Consider the following 19,434-nt stretch of genomic DNA (forward strand, 5'->3'; position numbering starts at 1 on the left):
GGAAATCGTTCATGTTCGAACCTGTGGTCGCCACCCTCATCACCTCCATGGCCCGAACCGTTACTGGCGCCCGCAGCCTGTGGATGGGTTGCGCGCCGGAACCCGTGCAGCGCATTTATTTTGCCAACCACAGCAGCCACGGCGACTTCGTGCTGCTCTGGGCCTCGCTTCCTTCCGCCCTGCGCAAACTTACGCGACCGGTGGCCGGCAGCGACTACTGGAACAAGAGCGCCTTACGCCGTTACATCATCAGCCGGGTGTTCAACGGCGTGCTGATCGATCGCGAGCGCAAGGACCCTGTGGATAACCCGTTGCAGCCCATGCTCGACGCCCTGGAGAACGGTGATTCGTTGATCATCTTTCCTGAAGGCACGCGCAATCTGGAAGAGGGTTTGCTGCCATTCAAAAGCGGCCTGTATCACTTGGCAAAACGTTACCCACAGGCCCAAGTGATTCCGGTGTGGATCGCCAACCTCAACCGGGTCATGCCCAAGGGTCGAGTGCTGCCACTGCCGCTGTTGTGTACCACCAGTTTCGGCGCGCCCCTGCAACTGACCGAAGGCGAGAGCAAAGAGCAGTTCCTTTCACGCAGCCGCGACGCACTGCTGGCCCTCGCCCCGGAGCATTCCTGACATGGATAGACAAACCCTGATGCTGTTCGGCGGGATCGGCATGATCCTGGTGCTGGCTTCACTGATTGGCCTGATCCTCAAACTGCGCACCCGGGGCACGCCCAATGCAGTCATCGAGAACCTCAACGCCCGCATCAACGCCTGGTGGGTGATGGTGGTCGTGATCGGCATCGCTTTTTGGCTGGGCACCGGCGCGGTGATCCTGCTGTTTTACGCGGTATCGTTCTATGCGCTACGCGAATTCCTCACCCTCATGCCCACCCGACGCAGCGACTACCCGGCGCTGGTGGCAGCGTTTTACCTGGCATTGCCGCTGCAATATCTGCTGATCTATTCCGATTGGTACGGACTGTTCTCGATCTTTATTCCGGTGTACGTGTTTTTGCTGCTGCCGATTCTTGCGTCTCTCGGCGGCGACAGCACGCACTTCCTCGAGCGAGCGTCGAAAGTGCAATGGGGCTTGATGATCGCGGTGTTCTGCGTGTCGTTCGTCCCCGCCCTGCTGACACTGGACATCGTCGGTTATGAAGGCCGCAACCTGCTGCTGATCGCGTATCTGGTGATCGTGGTGCAGCTGTCAGACGTGCTGCAGTACGTATGCGGCAAGTTGTTCGGCAAACACAAAATCGCGCCCACTCTGTCGCCGTCGAAAACCGTTGAAGGCTTTGTCGGCGGCGTTCTGTTGTCCTCGCTGATTGGCGCGGCCTTGTGGTGGACTACGCCGTTCAGCCCGTGGCAGTCGTTCTTGATTGCGCTGCTGATCAACCTGCTGGGGTTTGCCGGCGGCATCGTGATGTCGGCGATCAAGCGTGATCGCGGCGTGAAGGATTGGGGACACATGATCGAAGGTCACGGCGGGATGCTGGATCGACTGGATTCAGTGTGTTTTGCGGCACCGATCTTCTTTCATCTTGTGCGGTATTGGTGGACTTGAAATAGCTGACCCTCAAAAAAAAAGACCGCAGCCAAAGCTGCGGTCTTTTTATTTCATGGCTTGTGGATAACTTATTCCACAGTCACCGACTTCGCCAGGTTACGCGGCTGGTCAACGTCAGTGCCTTTCAATACGGCCACATAGTACGAGAGCAGCTGCAGCGGGATGGTGTAGAGGATCGGCGACAGAATGTCGTGGATGTGCGGCATCTGGACAACATGAGTGCCTTCGCCATTGGTCATGCCAGCCTGCTCGTCGGCAAAGACGATCAGCTCACCACCACGGGCGCGGACTTCCTGGAGGTTGGATTTCAATTTCTCCAGTAACTCGTTGTTCGGCGCCACGGTGACGACGGGCATATCGTTATCCACAAGCGCCAACGGGCCATGTTTAAGTTCGCCCGCCGGGTAGGCTTCTGCGTGGATGTAAGAAATTTCCTTGAGCTTGAGGGCCCCTTCCATCGCCACCGGGAATTGCGCGCCGCGACCGAGGAACAGGGTGTGGTTCTTCTCGGCGAACAGCTCGGCGATTTTTTCAACGGTGCTGTCCATGGCCAGGGCTTCGCCCAAACGGGTCGGCAGGCGACGCAGTTCTTCGACCAGTGTGGCTTCGACACCTTCGGCCAACGTACCGCGAACCTGACCCAGAGACAGGGTCAGCAACAGCAGGCCAACCAGTTGAGTGGTGAAGGCTTTGGTCGAGGCCACGCCGATTTCGCGGCCGGCCTGGGTCAGCAGCGTCAGGTCCGATTCACGTACCAGGGAGCTGATGCCGACGTTGCAAATCGCCAGGCTGGAGAGGAAACCAAGTTCCTTGGCATTGCGCAGCGCGGCCAAAGTGTCAGCGGTTTCACCTGATTGGGAGATGCTCACGAACAGGGTGTCTGGCTGCACGACCACTTTGCGGTAGCGGAATTCGCTGGCGACTTCGACCTGACATGGGATGCCAGCCAGTTCTTCGAGCCAGTAACGGGCAACCATGCCGGCGTGATAGCTGGTGCCGCAGGCGACGATCTGTACATTGCGCACCTTGGCGAACAGCTCGGCTGCTTGTGGACCGAAAGCCTCGACCAGCACCTGATTATGGCTCAGGCGACCTTCGAGAGTGCGCTGTACTACGACCGGTTGCTCGTGAATTTCCTTGAGCATGTAATGGCGGAATTCGCCCTTGTCAGCCGCTTCGGCACCGTCACGGTACTGAACGCTTTCACGCTCGACGAGTGCGCCGGTGATATCCCAGATCTGCACGCTGTCGCGGCGAATTTCGGCGATATCGCCTTCTTCCAGGTACATGAAGCGGTCGGTGACCTGGCGCAGTGCCAGTTGGTCGGACGCCAGGAAGTTCTCACCCATACCCAGCCCGATCACCAATGGACTGCCACTGCGGGCCGCCACCAGGCGATCCGGTTGAAGGGCGCTGATCACCGCCAGACCGTAAGCACCGTGCAACTCTTGCACGGTCGCTTTCAGGGCTACCGTCAGGTCGGGTTGCACCTTGAGTTTTTCGTGCAGCAAATGCGCGATGACTTCAGTGTCGGTGTCCGACGTGAACACGTGGCCCAACGCCTGGAGTTGCTCGCGCAGAGCTTCATGGTTCTCGATGATGCCGTTGTGCACCACCGCCAAACCGCCTGAGAAATGTGGGTGAGCATTACGTTCACACGGCGCGCCGTGAGTCGCCCAACGCGTGTGGGCAATGCCCAGACGGCCGACCAGAGGCTCTTCGATCAGCGCCTGTTCCAATTCGCTGACCTTGCCCGGACGACGCGTGCGCAAGAGTTTTTCATCGTTGGTGTACACCGCCACACCGGCGCTGTCATACCCACGGTATTCCAGACGCTTGAGGCCTTCGAGCAAGATGGCGGTAACGTTACGTTCTGCGACTGCACCGACAATTCCACACATGCTAGTTCTCCTGACTGACGGCGGCGCAAATCAAATTGATGCCGCGGGCCTGAATCTGATCGCGTGCCGCAAGTGACAGGCGATCATCGGTAATGAGGGTATGGACACTGCTCCATGGCAGCTCCAGATTGGGAATTTTGCGGCCGATCTTGTCGGCCTCGACCATCACGATCACTTCGCGGGCAACCTCGGCCATGACACGGCTCAAGCCCAGCAATTCGTTGAAGGTGGTCGTCCCGCGCACCAGATCGATGCCATCGGCACCGATAAATAGCTGATCAAAGTCATATGAGCGTAGTACTTGCTCGGCCACCTGACCCTGGAAGGACTCGGAATGCGGGTCCCAGGTCCCCCCGGTCATCAACAGCACCGGTTCGTGCTCGAGTTCGCTCAAAGCGTTGGCGACATACAGGGAGTTAGTCATCACCACCAGACCCGGTTGCTGGCCGAGTTCCGGGATCATCGCGGCGGTGGTGCTGCCGCTGTCGATGATGATTCGCGCATGCTCGCGGATCCGCATGACAGCGGCACGGGCAATGGCCTGCTTGTATTTGGAAACCGGTTGGCCGAGATCGGCGACCAACTCCTGAGGCATGGTGACCGCCCCGCCATAACGACGCAGCAACAGACCGTTGCTTTCGAGCGCCGCCAAGTCCTTGCGAATCGTAACTTCCGAGGTTTCGAAACGCTTGGCCAACTCATCCACGCTGACTTCCCCCTGCTCATTGAGCAAGGCGAGGATGTTGTGGCGGCGTTGGGGTGTGTTGCGCTTCGACATGGCTGGTAAGTTTCGATTCGAAAGATAACGTAAGCAATAAAAGCCTATTGTCGAAACTTCGTCAAGCGGGACACGAGAAAAATGATCTGTGGATAAAAAGCTTTCGCGGGCAAGCCTCGCTCCTACGGACGGTGATATTCCGTAGGAGCGAGGCTTGCCCGCGAAAGCGATCTCATGGCCATCACATCGTGAACTGTGGATAACTCAGCTCTTCTTGATCTTCTCCGGCCGCTTCCAGCCATCGATGTTCTTCTGCCGAGCCCGACCCACAGCCAACTGAGCCTTATCCACATTCTGGGTAATGGTCGAACCGGCCGCCGTCGTCGCACCCGCCAAGATATCCACAGGCGCCACCAACGAGTTGTTGGAACCGATGAATACATCTTCGCCCAACACGGTTTTCCACTTGTTGGCGCCATCGTAGTTACAGGTGATGGTGCCTGCGCCGATGTTGGTACGCGCACCGATCTCGGCGTCGCCCAGATACGTCAAGTGCCCGGCCTTGGCGCCCTCGCCCATATGGGCGTTCTTCAGTTCAACGAAGTTACCCACATGCGCGCGAGCTTCCAGCACCGTACCCGGACGCAAACGAGCGAACGGGCCGGCATCGCTGCCTTCACCGAGTATCGCGCCTTCGATATGGCTGTTGGCTTTGATCTGCACGCCTTTGCGCAGGGTGCTGTCCTTGATTACGCAGTTCGGGCCGATCACCACGTCGTCCTCGATGACCACTTTGCCTTCGAGGATCACGTTGATGTCGATCAGTACATCCCGACCGACGGTGACCTCACCCCGCACATCGAAACGTGCCGGGTCGCGCAGGGTCACGCCCTGAGCCATCAAACGACGAGCAGCGCGCAGCTGATAGTGACGCTCAAGCTCGGCCAGTTGCTTGCGATCGTTGGCGCCCTGCACTTCCATGGTGTCATGGGGGTGTTCGGTAGCCACCACCAGACCATCACTGACCGCCATGGCGATCACGTCAGTCAGGTAGTACTCGCCTTGGGAATTGTTATTGGAGAGACGACTCACCCAATCGCCCAGACGTCCGAAAGGTAGCGCCAGAATGCCGGTATTGCCCTCAGTGATCGCACGCTCGACGTCGTTGGTGTCTTTATGCTCGACGATGGCGGTAACTTTGCCGGCGGCATCGCGGACAATGCGGCCGTAACCCGTCGGGTCATCCAGCTCAACGGTCAACAAGCCCAGTTGCTGCGGTGCAGCCAGCTTGAGCAACCGTTGCAGGGTTTCGACTTCGATCAAGGGTACGTCGCCGTACAGAATCAGCACGGTGTCGGACTTGATGAACGGTACAGCCTGGGCCACCGCATGTCCGGTACCGAGCTGTTGATCCTGCAGGACGAAATTCAGGTCATCGGCCGCCAGACGCTCACGCACCGCTTCGGCACCATGGCCGATCACCACATGGATGCGTTGTGGAGCTAGTTGCCGGGCCGTGTGGATAACATGGCCAAGCATTGAATTACCGGCAACCGGATGCAGGACTTTCGGCAAGGCCGAACGCATGCGCGTGCCTTGGCCGGCAGCGAGGATAACGATTTCAAGAGACATGACAGGCTACTAATCCTGGGGGGTCAGCGACTGCGACCGGGTGATGAAAGTCGGAAAAGAAAAAAGGGTAGCCGAGGCTACCCTTTTTAATCAATCGCGCAATAAGTCGATGGCCTATTAGTGGCCGAACTTCTTGCGGATCTGCTGGACGGTGCGCAGCTGGGCTGCAGCCTCGGCCAGACGTGCGGCAGCAGCTCCGTAATCGAACTCCGCGCCTTTGTCATGCAGGGCCTTCTCGGCAGCCTGAACTGCTTCCCGAGCGGAGGCTTCATCCAGGTCGGCAGCACGTTGCACGGTGTCGGCAAGAACCTTGACCATGTTCGGCTGAACCTCGAGGAAACCGCCGGAGATGTAATACACCTCCTCTTCCCCGCCCTGCTTGATCAGGCGGATCGGACCCGGCTTGAGATTAGTGATCAGCGGCGCGTGACCCAGGGCGATACCAAGATCACCCAGTGCACCGTGCGCAACCACCATCTCGACCAGGCCGGAGAAGATTTCCCCTTCCGCGCTGACGATATCGCAATGGACTGTCATAGCCATCTGATTGCCTCAACCTAAATTAGCGCCCGTTGCCGGGCGCCGGGATTACAGTTTCTTGGCTTTCTCGATCGCTTCTTCGATGCCGCCGACCATGTAGAACGCTTGTTCTGGCAGGTGGTCGTAGTCACCGTTGAGGATGCCTTTGAAGCCAGCAATGGTGTCTTTCAGGGAAACGTATTTACCCGATGCACCGGTGAAGACTTCAGCCACGAAGAACGGCTGCGACAAGAAACGCTGGATCTTACGAGCACGGTTTACCAACTGCTTGTCGGCTTCCGACAGCTCGTCCATACCCAGGATCGCAATGATGTCCTTCAGTTCTTTGTAACGCTGCAGAACATACTGTACGCCGCGAGCGGTGTCGTAGTGGTCCTGGCCGATTACGTTCGGGTCCAGCTGGCGCGAAGTCGAGTCGAGTGGATCGACCGCTGGGTAGATACCCAGGGAAGCGATGTCACGGGACAGAACGACGGTGGCGTCCAAGTGGGCGAAAGTGGTCGCTGGCGACGGGTCAGTCAAGTCATCCGCAGGTACGTATACCGCTTGGATCGAGGTGATCGAACCGTTTTTGGTCGAAGTGATACGCTCTTGCAGAGTACCCATCTCTTCGGCCAGGGTCGGCTGGTAACCTACTGCGGAAGGCATACGGCCCAGCAGTGCGGATACTTCAGTACCGGCCAGGGTGTAACGATAGATGTTGTCGACGAACAGCAGAACGTCGTTACCTTCGTCACGGAACTTCTCGGCCATGGTCAGGCCGGTCAGTGCTACGCGCAGACGGTTACCCGGCGGCTCGTTCATCTGACCGTAAACCAGTGCCACTTTGTCCAGAACGTTGGAATCCTTCATCTCGTGGTAGAAGTCGTTACCCTCACGAGTACGCTCACCCACACCGGCGAACACGGAATAACCGCTGTGCTCGATGGCGATGTTACGGATCAGTTCCATCATGTTTACGGTTTTGCCTACACCGGCACCACCGAACAGACCGACTTTACCACCCTTGGCGAACGGGCAAACCAGGTCAATAACCTTGATGCCGGTTTCCAGCAGGTCGTTGCCGCCCGCTTGTTCAGCGAAGGTTGGCGCAGGACGGTGAATGCCCCAGCGCTCTTCGGTGTCGATCGGGCCAGCTTCGTCGATCGGGTTACCCAGAACGTCCATGATCCGGCCCAGGGTCGCTTTACCGACTGGTACGGAGATGGCTGCGCCAGAGTCATTGACTTCCAGACCGCGCTTCAAGCCCTCGGTGGAACCCATCGCAATGGTACGAACCACGCCGTCGCCCAGCTGCTGCTGAACTTCCAGGGTGGTTTCGGCCGCGCTCACTACTTTCAGCGCGTTGTAGATGCTCGGTACGCTGTCGCGTGGAAATTCCACGTCGATAACGGCGCCGATGATTTGAACGATACGTCCGCTACTCATAGCTGGATCCTCTGAATATTTGAACCGTTAAACCGCGGCAGCGCCGCCGACGATTTCCGAGATCTCTTGGGTGATCGCAGCCTGACGCGCCTTGTTGTAGACCAGCTGCAAATCGCTGATCAAATCACCGGCGTTGTCGGTAGCGTTCTTCATCGCGATCATCCGCGCAGCTTGTTCAGCCGCGTTGTTCTCGACCACCGCCTGGTAGACCTGCGACTCCACGTAACGGACCATCAAGCCGTCAAGCAGCTCTTTGGCGTCCGGTTCGTACAGATAATCCCAGTGGTGCTTGAGTTCTTGATCCGGGGTTGCCACCAGTGGAATCAACTGCTCCACGGTAGGCGATTGCGTCATGGTGTTGATGAACTTGTTGGACACCACGGACAGGCGGTCAATACGGCCGTCCAGGTAGGCATCCAGCATCACCTTGACGCTGCCGATCAAGTCATTGATCGACGGCTCTTCACCCAGGTGGCTGATAGCTGCAACGACGTTACCGCCGAAGTTGCGGAAGAAAGCCGCACCCTTGCTACCCACTACACACAGATCAATCTCGACGCCGTTTTCGCGGTTTACCGCCATGTCCTTGACCAGGGCCTTGAACAGGTTGGTGTTCAAGCCACCACACAGACCACGGTCACTGCTCACCACAACGTAACCGACGCGCTTTACTTCACGGTCGATCATGAATGGGTGGCGATATTCCGGGTTGGCGTTGGCCAGATGGCCAATAACCTGGCGGATGCGCTCCGCGTAAGGACGGCTAGCAGCCATGCGCATTTGTGCCTTGCGCATTTTGCTGACCGCCACTTTTTCCATGGCGCTGGTAATCTTTTGCGTGCTTTTGATGCTCGCAATCTTACTGCGAATCTCTTTTGCGCCTGCCATGTAACACCTATCAGGTTAGCAAGCGGGAGCCTTGCGGCTCCCGCTGCGGCTTACCAGGTTTGGGTGGCCTTGAACTTCTCGATACCGGCTTTCATGCCAGCGTCGATTTCGTCATTGAAGTCACCCTTCACGTTGATCTTCGCCATCAAATCGGCGTGATCGCGGTTGAAGAAAGCAATCAGCGCTTGTTCAAAGCTGCCGATCTTGGCGATTTCGACGTCAGTCAGGAACCCACGCTCAGCGGCATACAGCGACAGCGCCATGTCAGCGATCGACATTGGTGCGTATTGCTTCTGCTTCATCAGCTCGGTAACGCGCTGACCATGCTCAAGTTGCTTACGGGTCGCTTCGTCCAGGTCAGAAGCGAACTGGGCGAATGCCGCCAGTTCACGGTACTGAGCCAGAGCGGTACGGATACCACCGGAGAGCTTCTTGATGATCTTGGTCTGAGCGGCACCACCCACACGGGATACCGAAACACCGGCGTTCACTGCAGGACGGATCCCGGAGTTGAACATGGCCGATTCCAGGAAGATCTGACCGTCGGTGATGGAAATCACGTTGGTCGGAACGAACGCGGAAACGTCGCCAGCCTGGGTTTCGATGATCGGCAGTGCGGTCAGGGAACCGGTTTTGCCGGTCACTGCGCCGTTGGTGAACTTCTCTACGTACTCTTCCGAAACGCGGGATGCGCGCTCCAGCAGACGGGAGTGGAGATAGAACACGTCGCCTGGGTAAGCTTCACGGCCTGGTGGACGGCGCAGCAGCAGGGAAATCTGGCGGTAAGCCACTGCTTGCTTGGACAGATCGTCATAAACGATCAGCGCGTCTTCACCGCGGTCGCGGAAGAATTCACCCATGGTGCAACCGGAGTACGGAGCCAGGAACTGCAGTGCTGCAGATTCCGAAGCGCTCGCCGCCACGACGATGGTGTTAGCCAGTGCGCCGTTTTCTTCCAGCTTGCGAACCACGTTGGCGATAGTCGATTGCTTCTGACCGATGGCTACGTAGACGCAGAAAATGCCGCTGTCTTTCTGGTTGATGATCGCGTCGATCGCCAGAGCGGTTTTACCGATCTGACGGTCACCGATGATCAGCTCGCGCTGGCCACGGCCGACAGGGATCATGGCATCGACAGCCTTGTAGCCAGTCTGTACAGGCTGGTCTACCGACTTACGCCAGATCACGCCTGGAGCAACTTTCTCGACCGCATCGGTCTCGGTGTTGTTCAGCGGACCTTTGCCGTCAACTGGGTTACCCAGTGCGTCGACTACGCGACCCAGCAGTTCCTTACCAACCGGAACTTCGAGGATGCGGCCGGTGCACTTGGCGCTCATGCCTTCAGCCAGAGACTGGTAGGAGCCCAATACAACGGCACCTACAGAGTCTTGCTCGAGGTTGAGAGCCATACCGAAGACGCCGCCCGGAAACTCGATCATCTCGCCGTACATGACGTCGGCCAGACCGTGAATCCGCACGATACCGTCAGATACGCTGACGACAGTGCCTTCGTTACGGGCTTGGGAGGTCACATCGAGCTTGTCGATGCGGCCCTTGATAATTTCACTTATTTCGGAAGGATTGAGTTGCTGCATTGCTCTGCTGCCCCTTCAAACTCAAGATTTCAATGCTTCGGCAAGGTTTGCGAGTTTGCCGCGAACCGAGCCATCGATAACCAGGTCGCCGGCGCGGATGACAATGCCCCCAATAAGGGATTTGTCTTCCTCGACTTGCAGGCGCACTTCCCGGTTGAGTCGTGCACTGAGAACCTTGGCGAGTTTGTCTTGCTGTTCTTGGTTCAATGCAAAAGCACTGGTCACTTCAACGTCTACCGACTTCTCTTGTTCAGCCTTGTACAGGTCGAACAGAGCGGATATCTCCGGCAAAAGCGGGAGACGGTCGTTTTCGGCAACGACGTTAATGAAGTTCTGTGCCTTGGCATCAAACTTGTCGCCGCACACGTCGATAAACGTGGCGGCCTTGTTTGCGCTCGTCAGTCGCGGGGCCTTGAGCACGCGCTGCATGGTGTCGTCTTGCGACACTGCTGCAGCCAGGCCGAGCATGGCTGACCAAGAGGCCAGTTGCTGGTGGGCCTGGGCGTGCTCGAAGGCTGCCTTAGCGTAAGGTCGGGCCAACGTGGTCAATTCTGCCATGATCGCCCTCGCTTAAATTTCAGCAGCCAGTTTGTTTACCAGCTCCGCGTGCGCGTTTTGATCGATTGTGGCACCCAGGATCTTCTCGGCGCCGCCGACAGCCAGTGCACCCAGTTGGGCACGCAGCGCGTCTTTGACACTGTTCAGTTCCTGCTCGATCTCGGCCTGAGCCTGAACCTTCACACGGTCAGCGTCGATACGGGCTTTTTCAACAGCCTCTTCAACGATCTGGTTACCGCGTTTCTTGGCTTGCTCAATGATTTCGGCTGCCTGAGCTTTCGCTTCGCGCAGTTGTTGACCCGCTTTATCTTGGGCCAACTCCAGGTCGCGAGCTGCTCGGGCGGCAGCGTCCAGTCCATCCGCGATCTTCTTCTGACGTTCGTGCAAAGCCGCGATGACCGGAGGCCATACGAACTTCATGCAAAAAAGTACAAAAATTAAGAACGCAACGGACTGGCCAATCAGGGTTGCATTAATGTTCACGCCAACACCTCGCTCGTTCGTTGCACAACACACTAATCACTCGACGATTCGAGTGATTAGCCAGCGAGTTGACCAACGAATGGGTTCGCGAAGGTGAAGAACAGAGCGATACCAACACCGATCATGGTCACGGCGTCGAGCAGACCGGCAACGATGAACATTTTAACTTGCAGCATTGGAACCATTTCTGGTTGACGCGCTGCGCCTTCCAGGAACTTGCCGCCCAACAGGCCGAAACCAATTGCGGTACCCAGTGCGCCCAGGCCGATCAACAGTGCAACAGCGATAGCGGTTAGACCAACTACAGTTTCCATCTTTCCTCCCGACTTTTACGTCGTATGGTTTAGGTTTTTTAGATTTTAAAGCGGTAAAACAAATCGTTTCATAGCCCTGTTAGGGCCCCCACCCGTGTTACCGGATGGGACATCAGACTAGTCGAGACTGGCCTTAATGGTTCTCTTCGTGCGCCATCGACAGATAAACGATGGTCAGCATCATGAAGATAAACGCCTGCAGGGTGATGATCAGGATGTGGAACACAGCCCACGCCCACTGCAGAACTACGCCCAGGCCGCTAAGCCAGAGCAGACCGCTGCCGAACATCACAGCAATCAGAATGAAGACCAGTTCGCCGGCATACATGTTGCCGAACAGACGCAGTGCCAACGAGATTGGCTTGGCAATCAGGGTCACGAACTCAAGCAGGAAGTTCACCGGAATCAGCAGGGCTTGAACGAAGATGTTCTTGCTGCCGAACGGGTGCAGGGTCAGTTCGCCGATGAAACCGCCGATACCCTTGACCTTGATGCTGTAGAAAATGATCAACGCGAATACCGACAGGGCCATGCCCAGGGTAGCGTTCGGGTCAGTGGTCGATACGGCGCGGAACGGAATGTGCGCGTCGCCGGAGATCCACATGGCTACTTGAGGAATCCAGTCAACCGGAATCAGGTCGACGGCGTTCATCAGGAAGACCCAGACGAAGATGGTCAGCGCCAGAGGTGCAATCACCGGGCTACGGCCATGGAAGCTGTCTTTCACGCTGCCATCGACGAATTCGACCAATACTTCAACGAAGTTCTGCAAAGCACCAGGCTGACCGGAAGTCGCCTTCTTCGCCGCCATGCGGAAAAGAAGAACGAAAATCAGACCCAACGCGACCGACCAGCCGAGAGTATCGACGTGGAAAGCCCAGAAGCCCATTTCTTTGGCTTCTGCTGCGGTATGGGCAAAACCCCACCCGCCAGTTGGGTGCTGACCGAAGGTCAGGTTCTGCAAGTGGTGCTGGATATAGCCCGAAGCGGTTGTCTCTGCCATGGTTGCCTCAAACGCCCTAAGGTCTCGAAAGTCTTGTTCTCATTAGCAGGGGAGCGAACCAGCTAACCAGTTGGGTCAGCACGAAGACGCCGAATACTGCTAACGGCGCCAATGGCTTCACACCTGCAAACGTCAATGCAAACAGCACTGCCGTCAAAATCAGTTTGCCCGCCTCGCCGGCATAAAAAGACCGGACGATGGCTTGAGCTGCTCGGGCGCCGGAAAACCGAAATGCCCTGTGAGCGAAATAAATATTGGGAAGCAAGGCTATCAGGCCTCCGCAGAGTCCTGAGTACCCGGCAACGACTCCATGCCATTGCCAGAGCGCCAAAGCGGCAATCAGCAAAACGACAAATTGAGCCATTAACACCGGAAAAACTGCCAGGCGATGGAACGGCAAGCGGTCTGGCGTGCGGTTTTCCATCTCTTTTGCTCCCCAATGGTCGGCTGCCAGAACTCAATAACCTGGCATAATTTGTGCCGACAAAATGCGCGCAGAGTATAGGGGCGGTTCTGCCCCTATTCAACTGTCAGGTAGTGATTTCCGACTTCACGCTACATGAGGAATTGTTTCAGCGGATGTGTGCAAGCACACCTTGAAGCTCATCAAGAGAGTTGTAGCCGATCACCAGCTGCCCCTTACCCTTCTTTCCGTGGCGGATCTGCACCGCAGAGCCTAGGCGCTCGGCCAGACGCTGCTCGAGCCGGGCGATATCCGGGTCCGGTTTTGCAGGTTCCACAGGCTCCGGTTTGCCACTCAACCACTGGCGAACCAGTGCTTCAGTCTGGCGCACAGTCAGCCCCCGTGCGACAACATGTCGCGCCCCTTCAACTTGTTGATTTTCCGGCAAACCGAGCAAGGCACGGGCATGACCCATTTCCAGGTCGCCGTGAGACAGCATGGTTTTGATGACTTCCGGCAGCGCAATCAGACGCAACAGGTTGGCGACGGTGACGCGGGACTTACCCACAGCCTCGGCCACTTGTTGCTGAGTCAGCTGGAATTCCTGCTGCAAACGCTGCAAGGCCACCGCTTCTTCGATCGGATTGAGGTCTTCACGCTGGATGTTCTCGATCAGCGCCATGGCGATGGCGGTTTCATCCGGCACATCGCGAACCATCGCCGGGATGGTTTCCTGGCCAGCCTGCTGGCTGGCACGCCAGCGGCGTTCGCCGGCGATGATTTCGAAGCGGCCGCTGCCGATCGGGCGCACCACGATCGGCTGCATCACGCCCTGGGCCTTGATCGACTGCGCCAGCTCTTCCAGTGCTTGAGGATCCATGTCCCGACGCGGCTGGTACTTGCCACGCTGGATCAGGTCCAGGGGCAGGTGCTGCAACTCACGCTGATCGGCTTGTACCGCTTGCTCTTCCAGCGAGCTGACAGTCGGACCACTCAGCAGTGCATCCAGTCCACGTCCGAGACCTCGTTTCTTGACGGCCATGGGGATTCCTTAAGTTGCCTGAGCAGCGGCGATGCGTGAGTTTTTGCGCTGACGGCGAACCATCTCGCCAGCCAATGCCAGATAGGCAATCGCGCCCCGCGATGATTTGTCGTACGCCAGCGCCGGCATGCCATAGCTTGGCGCTTCGGCCAGGCGGATGTTGCGCGGAATCACGGTGTCGTAGAGCTGATCGCCGAAGTGTTCCTTGAGCTGCGCCGATACGTCGTTCATCAGGCTCAGGCGCGGGTCGTACATGGTCCGCAACAGGCCTTCGACCTTCAGGTTAGGGTTCAGCAGTTCGGCAATGCGCTTGATGTTATCCACAAGGTCGCTCAACCCTTCGAGCGCGAAGTACTCGCACTGCATGGGGATAATCACCCCGTCGGCGGCAACCAGTGCATTGAGCGTCAACATCGACAGCGACGGCGGGCAGTCGATCAAAATGTAATCGTAGTTTTCACGGATCGGCGCCAGCGCACTGCGCAGACGGCTTTCCTTCATCTGCATTTCCAGCAGAACGACTTCGGCCGCGGTCAGGTCGCGGTTGGCCGGCAGCAATTGATAACCGCCATGCTCGGAATAGTGCATGGCCTGGGCCAGATCGCATTCGCCGATCAGAAGGTCGTAGACCGAGTTTTCCAGGCCGTGTTTATCCACACCGCTACCCATGGTGGCGTTGCCCTGTGGATCGAGATCGATCAACAGCACCCGACGCTTGGTAGCGACCAGGGAAGCTGCGAGGTTGATGCAGGTGGTGGTCTTGCCCACACCACCCTTTTGGTTCGCTATCGCGAATACCTTAGCCATTCTTGCTTGTGTTCCCAATCATGCCGTGCGGCGCAGTATCAGCAGATGGCGTTGGCCTTGGCAACCGGGTACGGCCAGGGCGTGTTCGCTATCGAGGTGGAAGTCTGCCGGCAATGCTACCAGCTCATCAGCGGGATGAACGCCCTTCATTGCCAGCCAACGTGTTTCGGCGTCGCCCAAATGGCGAGTCCAGTTACTGAAGTTCTCCATGCTGCTGAACGCACGGGAAATGATCCCGTTGAATGGCAGTTCAGGCTGGAAGGCTTCGACGCGACTGTGGATAACTTGCAGGTTATCCAGTTTGAGTTCGAGTTTGACCTGGGTCAGGAAGCGGGTTTTCTTGCCGTTGCTGTCCAGGCAGGTCACTTGCGACTCGGGAAACAGGATCGCCAGGGGAATCCCTGGCATGCCGCCGCCACTGCCTACATCCAGCCAACGGCCGTTTTCGATGAAGGACATCACGCTCAGGCTGTCGAGCAAATGCCGTGAAACCATTTCGTCGGGATCACGCACGGCCGTGAGGTTGTAGGCCTTGTTCCATTTTATCAACAGGGCCAGATAACCCAGCAGCTGTGCATGCTGGGCGTCCGTCAGGTTGACACCGAGCTGGCGAGCACCTGTGGATAACTCTTCGGCGTGTTGCGAGGTGACCAACGAACTCAAGCGCTTTGCTCCAACTGACGGCCCGCGCCGCGTTTTTTCAAATGAATCATCAACAACGAAATCGCTGCCGGGGTCACGCCCGGAATACGCGACGCCTGGCCCAGGGTCTCTGGACGGGTCGCGCCGAGCTTGCTCTGGATCTCTTTCGAGAGACCGGAGATGTTCGTGTAATCGATATCCACAGGCAGTTTGGTGTCTTCGCTGGCCCGCAGGCGCGCGATTTCATCCTGTTGACGATCAATGTAACCGGCGTATTTGGTCTTGATTTCGACCTGTTCGGCGACCTGTGGATCTTCTGCGCCCCCACCGGTCACGGCGATCAGACCAGCGTAGTCGATTTCCGGACGGCTCAGCAGGTTGAGCAAATTGTATTCATGGGTCAGCGGCGTACCGAACTTCTCGGAAATCGCATCGCCCTGCTCGGTGCCCGGGCGAACCCAGGTACTTTTCAGGCGTTGCTCTTCCAGATCGATGCTTTCGCGCTTCTTGCAGAACGCCGCCCAACGCACGTCATCCACCAGACCCAATTCGCGACCTTTCTCGGTCAAACGCAGGTCGGCGTTGTCTTCGCGCAGGATCAAACGGTATTCGGCGCGGGACGTGAACATCCGATACGGTTCCTGGGTACCCAGGGTAATCAGGTCGTCGACCAAAACGCCGATGTACGCCTCGTCGCGACGCGGGCACCAGGCATCTTTGCCCTGGGCGCGCAGTGCGGCGTTGGCTCCGGCCAGCAAACCTTGGGCGCCGGCTTCTTCGTAACCGGTGGTGCCGTTGATTTGTCCGGCGAAGAACAGACCGCCGATCACTTTGGTTTCCAGGCTGTACTTCAGGTCACGCGGGTCGAAGTAGTCGTACTCGATGGCGTAACCAGGGCGAACGATGTGCGCGTTTTCCATGCCGCGGATCGATTGCACGATCTGCAGTTGCACGTCGAACGGCAGGGAAGTGGATATCCCGTTCGGGTACAGCTCGTGGGTGGTCAAACCTTCCGGCTCGATGAAGACCTGGTGGCTTTCCTTGTCGGCAAAGCGGTGGATCTTGTCTTCGATCGATGGGCAGTAACGTGGGCCGATCCCTTCGATCACGCCGGAATACATCGGCGAACGATCAAGGTTCGAGGCAATGATTTCGTGGGTACGGGCGTTGGTGTGGGTAATCCAGCAGCTGACCTGTTTCGGATGCTGCTCTTTGGAGCCCATGAACGACATCACCGGAATCGGCGTATCCCCTGCCTGCTCGGTCATCACCGAAAAATCCACAGTGCGACCGTCGATACGCGGCGGTGTACCGGTTTTCAGGCGACCGACACGCAATGGCAGTTCGCGCAGGCGATGAGCCAGCGCAATCGACGGCGGATCACCGGCGCGACCGCCGGAATAATTCTGCATGCCGATGTGGATAAGTCCACCAAGGAAGGTGCCAGTGGTCAACACCACGGAATCGGCGAAGAAACGCAGACCCATTTGGGTGACAACACCGCGCACTTGTTCCTGCTCGACGATCAGGTCGTCAGCAGCCTGTTGAAATATCCACAGGTTCGGCTGGTTTTCCAACGCTTCGCGGACAGCGGCCTTGTACAGAACCCGATCTGCCTGAGCGCGGGTTGCACGCACGGCTGGGCCTTTGCGGCTGTTCAATACGCGAAACTGAATACCGCCTTTATCGGTAGCCATGGCCATCGCGCCGCCCAGGGCATCGATTTCTTTAACCAAATGGCTTTTGCCGATCCCGCCAATGGCTGGGTTGCAACTCATGGCACCGAGGGTTTCCACGTTATGCGTCAGCAACAGGGTTTTTGCCCCCATACGTGCTGACGCCAGTGCTGCCTCGGTACCGGCATGACCGCCGCCGATGACGATCACTTCAAAACGGGAAGGGAAATCCACCACGCACCTCGTGCCTGCTTCAGTCAGGTAATCCGGAAATAGTTTGAGCTCAGGTTTTTGGACCTGGTCGGCAAGTATAGGGACTTCGCCCTTCCTAAAGAACCCTTTGCACAAAATTTAACCAGCTGTGGAGAAGTCGGGGTTATAGAAATTAAAAAGAGAGAAATTTATTAACTCTTTGTTTTTATGTTTATTTCTACTGAGCCACCTTTCTGTGGATAGATTGATACAGCCCTTTATTTTCAATGTGTACAGAGATTCAAAACCCTGTGGTCATGTGCCAAGGAGGCCCTTGGATAACCGGTTTAAGCCTGTGGATGAAAGGAGTGGTTATCCACAGAGGCGGTTATCTTCAGTTTTCAGGCCTTGTTATCAACTGCCCTTAGCGGCACTTATTCACAGGGCTTAATCCACAGAAAAGCCGCTGAATGAGCAAATCCCGGGCAAGGGAAATCCGCTCAAGCGAAGAATCTGCTCGGCACTGGGGAAAAATTTCAGGAAAGGAGGGAACAGACAGGCCCGAATGACCTGTCTGTGAACATCTGAAGGGACTATTTACCGATACAGAAGCTGGAAAAGATCCTTCCCAGCAGATCATCAGAGCTGAATGCGCCGGTGATTTCGCCCAAAGACTGCTGCGCCTGCCGCAAATCTTCGGCCAGCAACTCTCCGGCCCCCGCTAATGTCAGCTGCGCACGGCCATGCTCGAGGGATGCACTCGCATGACGCAGTGCCTCCAGGTGACGTCTGCGAGCACTGAAGCTGCTTTCGGACGTCTGCTCGTAACCCATGCAGGCCTTGAGGTGCTCGCGCAGCAACTCCAGGCCTTCGCCGGCAGACCTCGCACTGAGGCTGATCGTAACGTGGCCATCGTTGCTGACTTCCAGGGCAATCGCTTCCCCCGTCAGGTCAGCCTTGTTGCGGATCAGCGTAACTTTCGCCGGATCCGGGCGGGTTTCGAGGAATTCAGGCCACAAGGCAAAGGGATCAAGGGCCTCGGGAGCTGTGGCATCGACCACCAGCAACACCCTATCTGCCTCGCCGATGGCTTTCAATGCCCGTTCGACGCCAATTTTTTCCACCTGATCATCGGTATCGCGCAGGCCGGCAGTGTCGACCACGTGCAACGGCATGCCATCGATGTGGATATGTTCGCGAAGAATGTCCCGGGTAGTACCGGCAATCTCGGTCACGATCGCAGCTTCACGTCCGGCCAAGGCATTCAGAAGGCTGGACTTGCCGGCATTCGGCCGTCCGGCGATGACCACGGTCATGCCGTCACGCAGCAATGCCCCTTGACCGGCTTCACGCAGCACTGTGGATAATTCGTCGCGCACTTTGTCGAGCATGCTCAAGACATGGCCATCGGCGAGGAAGTCGATTTCTTCTTCGGGGAAGTCGATGGCTGCTTCGACGTAAATGCGCAGGCCTATCAGTTGCTCGGTGAGGTTATGCACACGCTGGGAAAACGCCCCCTGCAACGATCGCAGGGCATTTCGTGCCGCCTGTGCAGAACTTGCCTCGATCAAGTCGGCAATGGCTTCGGCCTGAGCCAGATCGAGCTTGTCGTTGAGGAAGGCGCGTTCGCTGAATTCACCCGGCCGGGCCAGACGACAGCCCAGCTCCAGGCAACGCTTGAGCAGCATATCCAGAACGATCGGGCCGCCGTGACCCTGCAGCTCAAGCACATCTTCGCCGGTGAACGAGTTCGGTCCCGGGAAATAAAGCGCGATGCCTTCGTCCAGCACCTCTTCGTTTGCACTGAGGAACGGGCCGTAATGGGCAAACCGCGGTTTCAGTTCGCGACCGCTGATGGCTTTGGCCGCCACACTCGCCAGCGGCCCGGAAATACGGACGATGCCCACACCACCGCGACCTTGAGCGGTGGCGACGGCGGCAATGGTTTCACGAGGAACGCTCATAAACCGGTATCCAGACAAAAGTGACAGATAGCAAAACGCCCCACTAGGGGGCGTTTTGAGTGGTTATCCACAGTGTAAA

The 19,434-nt window shown here is 57.4% G+C and carries 19 protein-coding genes; 2 read left to right on the top strand and 17 right to left on the bottom strand.

What is annotated here, in order from left to right; translation table 11 throughout:
• Window positions 1-11: 11 nt before the first annotated feature.
• Both PMI30_RS21120 and PMI30_RS21115 read left to right on the top strand, forming a co-directional pair.
• Window positions 12-632 (top strand): lysophospholipid acyltransferase family protein, encoded by a 621-nt coding sequence (locus tag PMI30_RS21120; protein WP_008007874.1) that lies wholly within the window; start codon window positions 12-14, stop codon window positions 630-632.
• Window position 633: 1 nt separating this feature from the next.
• Complete coding sequence (locus PMI30_RS21115; RefSeq protein WP_008007875.1) at window positions 634-1,566, top strand: phosphatidate cytidylyltransferase; 933 nt, start codon at window positions 634-636, stop codon at window positions 1,564-1,566.
• A 71-nt stretch (window positions 1,567-1,637) separates the two neighbouring features.
• Here the strand turns inward: PMI30_RS21115 and glmS are convergent, their stop codons facing one another.
• The 17 genes from glmS to mnmE all read right to left on the bottom strand — a co-directional run bounded on the left by glmS (window position 1,638) and on the right by mnmE (window position 19,355).
• Window positions 1,638-3,470, bottom strand: a complete 1,833-nt coding sequence (gene glmS / locus PMI30_RS21110) for a glutamine--fructose-6-phosphate transaminase (isomerizing) (RefSeq protein ID WP_008007877.1) — start codon at window positions 3,468-3,470, stop codon at window positions 1,638-1,640.
• Between the two features lies 1 nt (window position 3,471).
• On the bottom strand, window positions 3,472-4,248 hold the full coding sequence (locus tag PMI30_RS21105; protein ID WP_008007879.1) for a DeoR/GlpR family DNA-binding transcription regulator: 777 nt from the start codon (window positions 4,246-4,248) through the stop codon (window positions 3,472-3,474).
• A 204-nt stretch (window positions 4,249-4,452) separates the two neighbouring features.
• Entirely contained in the window at window positions 4,453-5,820 is a 1,368-nt protein-coding gene (gene glmU, locus PMI30_RS21100; RefSeq protein ID WP_008007881.1) for a bifunctional UDP-N-acetylglucosamine diphosphorylase/glucosamine-1-phosphate N-acetyltransferase GlmU, read from the bottom strand.
• Window positions 5,821-5,937: 117 nt separating this feature from the next.
• Window positions 5,938-6,363, bottom strand: coding sequence for a F0F1 ATP synthase subunit epsilon (locus tag PMI30_RS21095; RefSeq protein WP_007903037.1), 426 nt, complete (start codon window positions 6,361-6,363; stop codon window positions 5,938-5,940).
• A gap of 45 nt (window positions 6,364-6,408) precedes the next feature.
• Complete coding sequence (gene atpD, locus PMI30_RS21090; protein WP_008007883.1) at window positions 6,409-7,788, bottom strand: F0F1 ATP synthase subunit beta; 1,380 nt, start codon at window positions 7,786-7,788, stop codon at window positions 6,409-6,411.
• A 27-nt stretch (window positions 7,789-7,815) separates the two neighbouring features.
• Window positions 7,816-8,676 carry a F0F1 ATP synthase subunit gamma gene (atpG, locus tag PMI30_RS21085; protein WP_007903034.1) on the bottom strand — a complete coding sequence of 287 codons (861 nt, stop codon included), beginning with the start codon at window positions 8,674-8,676 and terminating at the stop codon, window positions 7,816-7,818.
• 50 nt (window positions 8,677-8,726) lie between these two features.
• Window positions 8,727-10,271, bottom strand: coding sequence for a F0F1 ATP synthase subunit alpha (gene atpA / locus PMI30_RS21080; RefSeq protein ID WP_008007884.1), 1,545 nt, complete (start codon window positions 10,269-10,271; stop codon window positions 8,727-8,729).
• Window positions 10,272-10,292: 21 nt separating this feature from the next.
• Window positions 10,293-10,829, bottom strand: coding sequence for a F0F1 ATP synthase subunit delta (locus PMI30_RS21075; protein WP_007903030.1), 537 nt, complete (start codon window positions 10,827-10,829; stop codon window positions 10,293-10,295).
• Between the two features lie 12 nt (window positions 10,830-10,841).
• Window positions 10,842-11,312, bottom strand: a complete 471-nt coding sequence (locus PMI30_RS21070) for a F0F1 ATP synthase subunit B (protein ID WP_007903028.1) — start codon at window positions 11,310-11,312, stop codon at window positions 10,842-10,844.
• 56 nt (window positions 11,313-11,368) lie between these two features.
• On the bottom strand, window positions 11,369-11,626 hold the full coding sequence (atpE, locus tag PMI30_RS21065; protein WP_002555987.1) for a F0F1 ATP synthase subunit C: 258 nt from the start codon (window positions 11,624-11,626) through the stop codon (window positions 11,369-11,371).
• Window positions 11,627-11,759: 133 nt separating this feature from the next.
• Window positions 11,760-12,629 carry a F0F1 ATP synthase subunit A gene (gene atpB / locus PMI30_RS21060; RefSeq protein ID WP_008007886.1) on the bottom strand — a complete coding sequence of 290 codons (870 nt, stop codon included), beginning with the start codon at window positions 12,627-12,629 and terminating at the stop codon, window positions 11,760-11,762.
• A 16-nt stretch (window positions 12,630-12,645) separates the two neighbouring features.
• Window positions 12,646-13,053: a F0F1 ATP synthase subunit I gene (locus PMI30_RS21055; RefSeq protein WP_007903021.1), complete on the bottom strand. Its 408-nt coding sequence runs from the start codon at window positions 13,051-13,053 to the stop codon at window positions 12,646-12,648.
• 148 nt (window positions 13,054-13,201) lie between these two features.
• Window positions 13,202-14,074: a ParB/RepB/Spo0J family partition protein gene (locus PMI30_RS21050; protein WP_008007888.1), complete on the bottom strand. Its 873-nt coding sequence runs from the start codon at window positions 14,072-14,074 to the stop codon at window positions 13,202-13,204.
• A gap of 9 nt (window positions 14,075-14,083) precedes the next feature.
• A complete protein-coding gene (locus PMI30_RS21045) occupies window positions 14,084-14,881 on the bottom strand; it encodes a ParA family protein (protein ID WP_008007890.1) in 798 nt (265 codons plus the stop codon).
• Window positions 14,882-14,899: 18 nt separating this feature from the next.
• Window positions 14,900-15,544 carry a 16S rRNA (guanine(527)-N(7))-methyltransferase RsmG gene (rsmG, locus tag PMI30_RS21040; protein WP_007903014.1) on the bottom strand — a complete coding sequence of 215 codons (645 nt, stop codon included), beginning with the start codon at window positions 15,542-15,544 and terminating at the stop codon, window positions 14,900-14,902.
• The gene (mnmG, locus tag PMI30_RS21035) at window positions 15,541-17,433 is read right to left on the bottom strand and encodes a tRNA uridine-5-carboxymethylaminomethyl(34) synthesis enzyme MnmG (RefSeq protein WP_008007892.1); all 1,893 of its coding nucleotides are present in this window, start codon (window positions 17,431-17,433) and stop codon (window positions 15,541-15,543) included. The genes rsmG and mnmG overlap by 4 nt, the downstream gene beginning before the upstream one ends.
• A gap of 551 nt (window positions 17,434-17,984) precedes the next feature.
• Window positions 17,985-19,355 (bottom strand): tRNA uridine-5-carboxymethylaminomethyl(34) synthesis GTPase MnmE, encoded by a 1,371-nt coding sequence (gene mnmE / locus PMI30_RS21030; RefSeq protein ID WP_007903009.1) that lies wholly within the window; start codon window positions 19,353-19,355, stop codon window positions 17,985-17,987.
• Window positions 19,356-19,434 lie beyond the last annotated feature (79 nt).

This window comes from Pseudomonas sp. GM50, assembly GCF_000282375.1.
Classification (GTDB): domain Bacteria; phylum Pseudomonadota; class Gammaproteobacteria; order Pseudomonadales; family Pseudomonadaceae; genus Aquipseudomonas.

What these genes read in the sequence shown, in the direction of transcription:
- PMI30_RS21045 (WP_008007890.1), bottom strand. Translation starts at nt 14,881, where the DNA reads ATGGCTAAGGTATTCGCGATAGCGAACCAAAAGGGTGGTGTGGGCAAG.
- PMI30_RS21105 (WP_008007879.1), bottom strand. Translation starts at nt 4,248, where the DNA reads ATGTCGAAGCGCAACACACCCCAACGCCGCCACAACATCCTCGCCTTG.
- PMI30_RS21075 (WP_007903030.1), bottom strand. Translation starts at nt 10,829, where the DNA reads ATGGCAGAATTGACCACGTTGGCCCGACCTTACGCTAAGGCAGCCTTC.
- PMI30_RS21120 (WP_008007874.1), top strand. Translation starts at nt 12, where the DNA reads ATGTTCGAACCTGTGGTCGCCACCCTCATCACCTCCATGGCCCGAACC.
- atpG (WP_007903034.1), bottom strand. Translation starts at nt 8,676, where the DNA reads ATGGCAGGCGCAAAAGAGATTCGCAGTAAGATTGCGAGCATCAAAAGC.
- glmU (WP_008007881.1), bottom strand. Translation starts at nt 5,820, where the DNA reads ATGTCTCTTGAAATCGTTATCCTCGCTGCCGGCCAAGGCACGCGCATG.
- atpA (WP_008007884.1), bottom strand. Translation starts at nt 10,271, where the DNA reads ATGCAGCAACTCAATCCTTCCGAAATAAGTGAAATTATCAAGGGCCGC.
- atpD (WP_008007883.1), bottom strand. Translation starts at nt 7,788, where the DNA reads ATGAGTAGCGGACGTATCGTTCAAATCATCGGCGCCGTTATCGACGTG.
- atpB (WP_008007886.1), bottom strand. Translation starts at nt 12,629, where the DNA reads ATGGCAGAGACAACCGCTTCGGGCTATATCCAGCACCACTTGCAGAAC.
- PMI30_RS21115 (WP_008007875.1), top strand. Translation starts at nt 634, where the DNA reads ATGGATAGACAAACCCTGATGCTGTTCGGCGGGATCGGCATGATCCTG.
- PMI30_RS21050 (WP_008007888.1), bottom strand. Translation starts at nt 14,074, where the DNA reads ATGGCCGTCAAGAAACGAGGTCTCGGACGTGGACTGGATGCACTGCTG.
- PMI30_RS21095 (WP_007903037.1), bottom strand. Translation starts at nt 6,363, where the DNA reads ATGGCTATGACAGTCCATTGCGATATCGTCAGCGCGGAAGGGGAAATC.
- mnmE (WP_007903009.1), bottom strand. Translation starts at nt 19,355, where the DNA reads ATGAGCGTTCCTCGTGAAACCATTGCCGCCGTCGCCACCGCTCAAGGT.
- atpE (WP_002555987.1), bottom strand. Translation starts at nt 11,626, where the DNA reads ATGGAAACTGTAGTTGGTCTAACCGCTATCGCTGTTGCACTGTTGATC.
- glmS (WP_008007877.1), bottom strand. Translation starts at nt 3,470, where the DNA reads ATGTGTGGAATTGTCGGTGCAGTCGCAGAACGTAACGTTACCGCCATC.
- PMI30_RS21055 (WP_007903021.1), bottom strand. Translation starts at nt 13,053, where the DNA reads ATGGAAAACCGCACGCCAGACCGCTTGCCGTTCCATCGCCTGGCAGTT.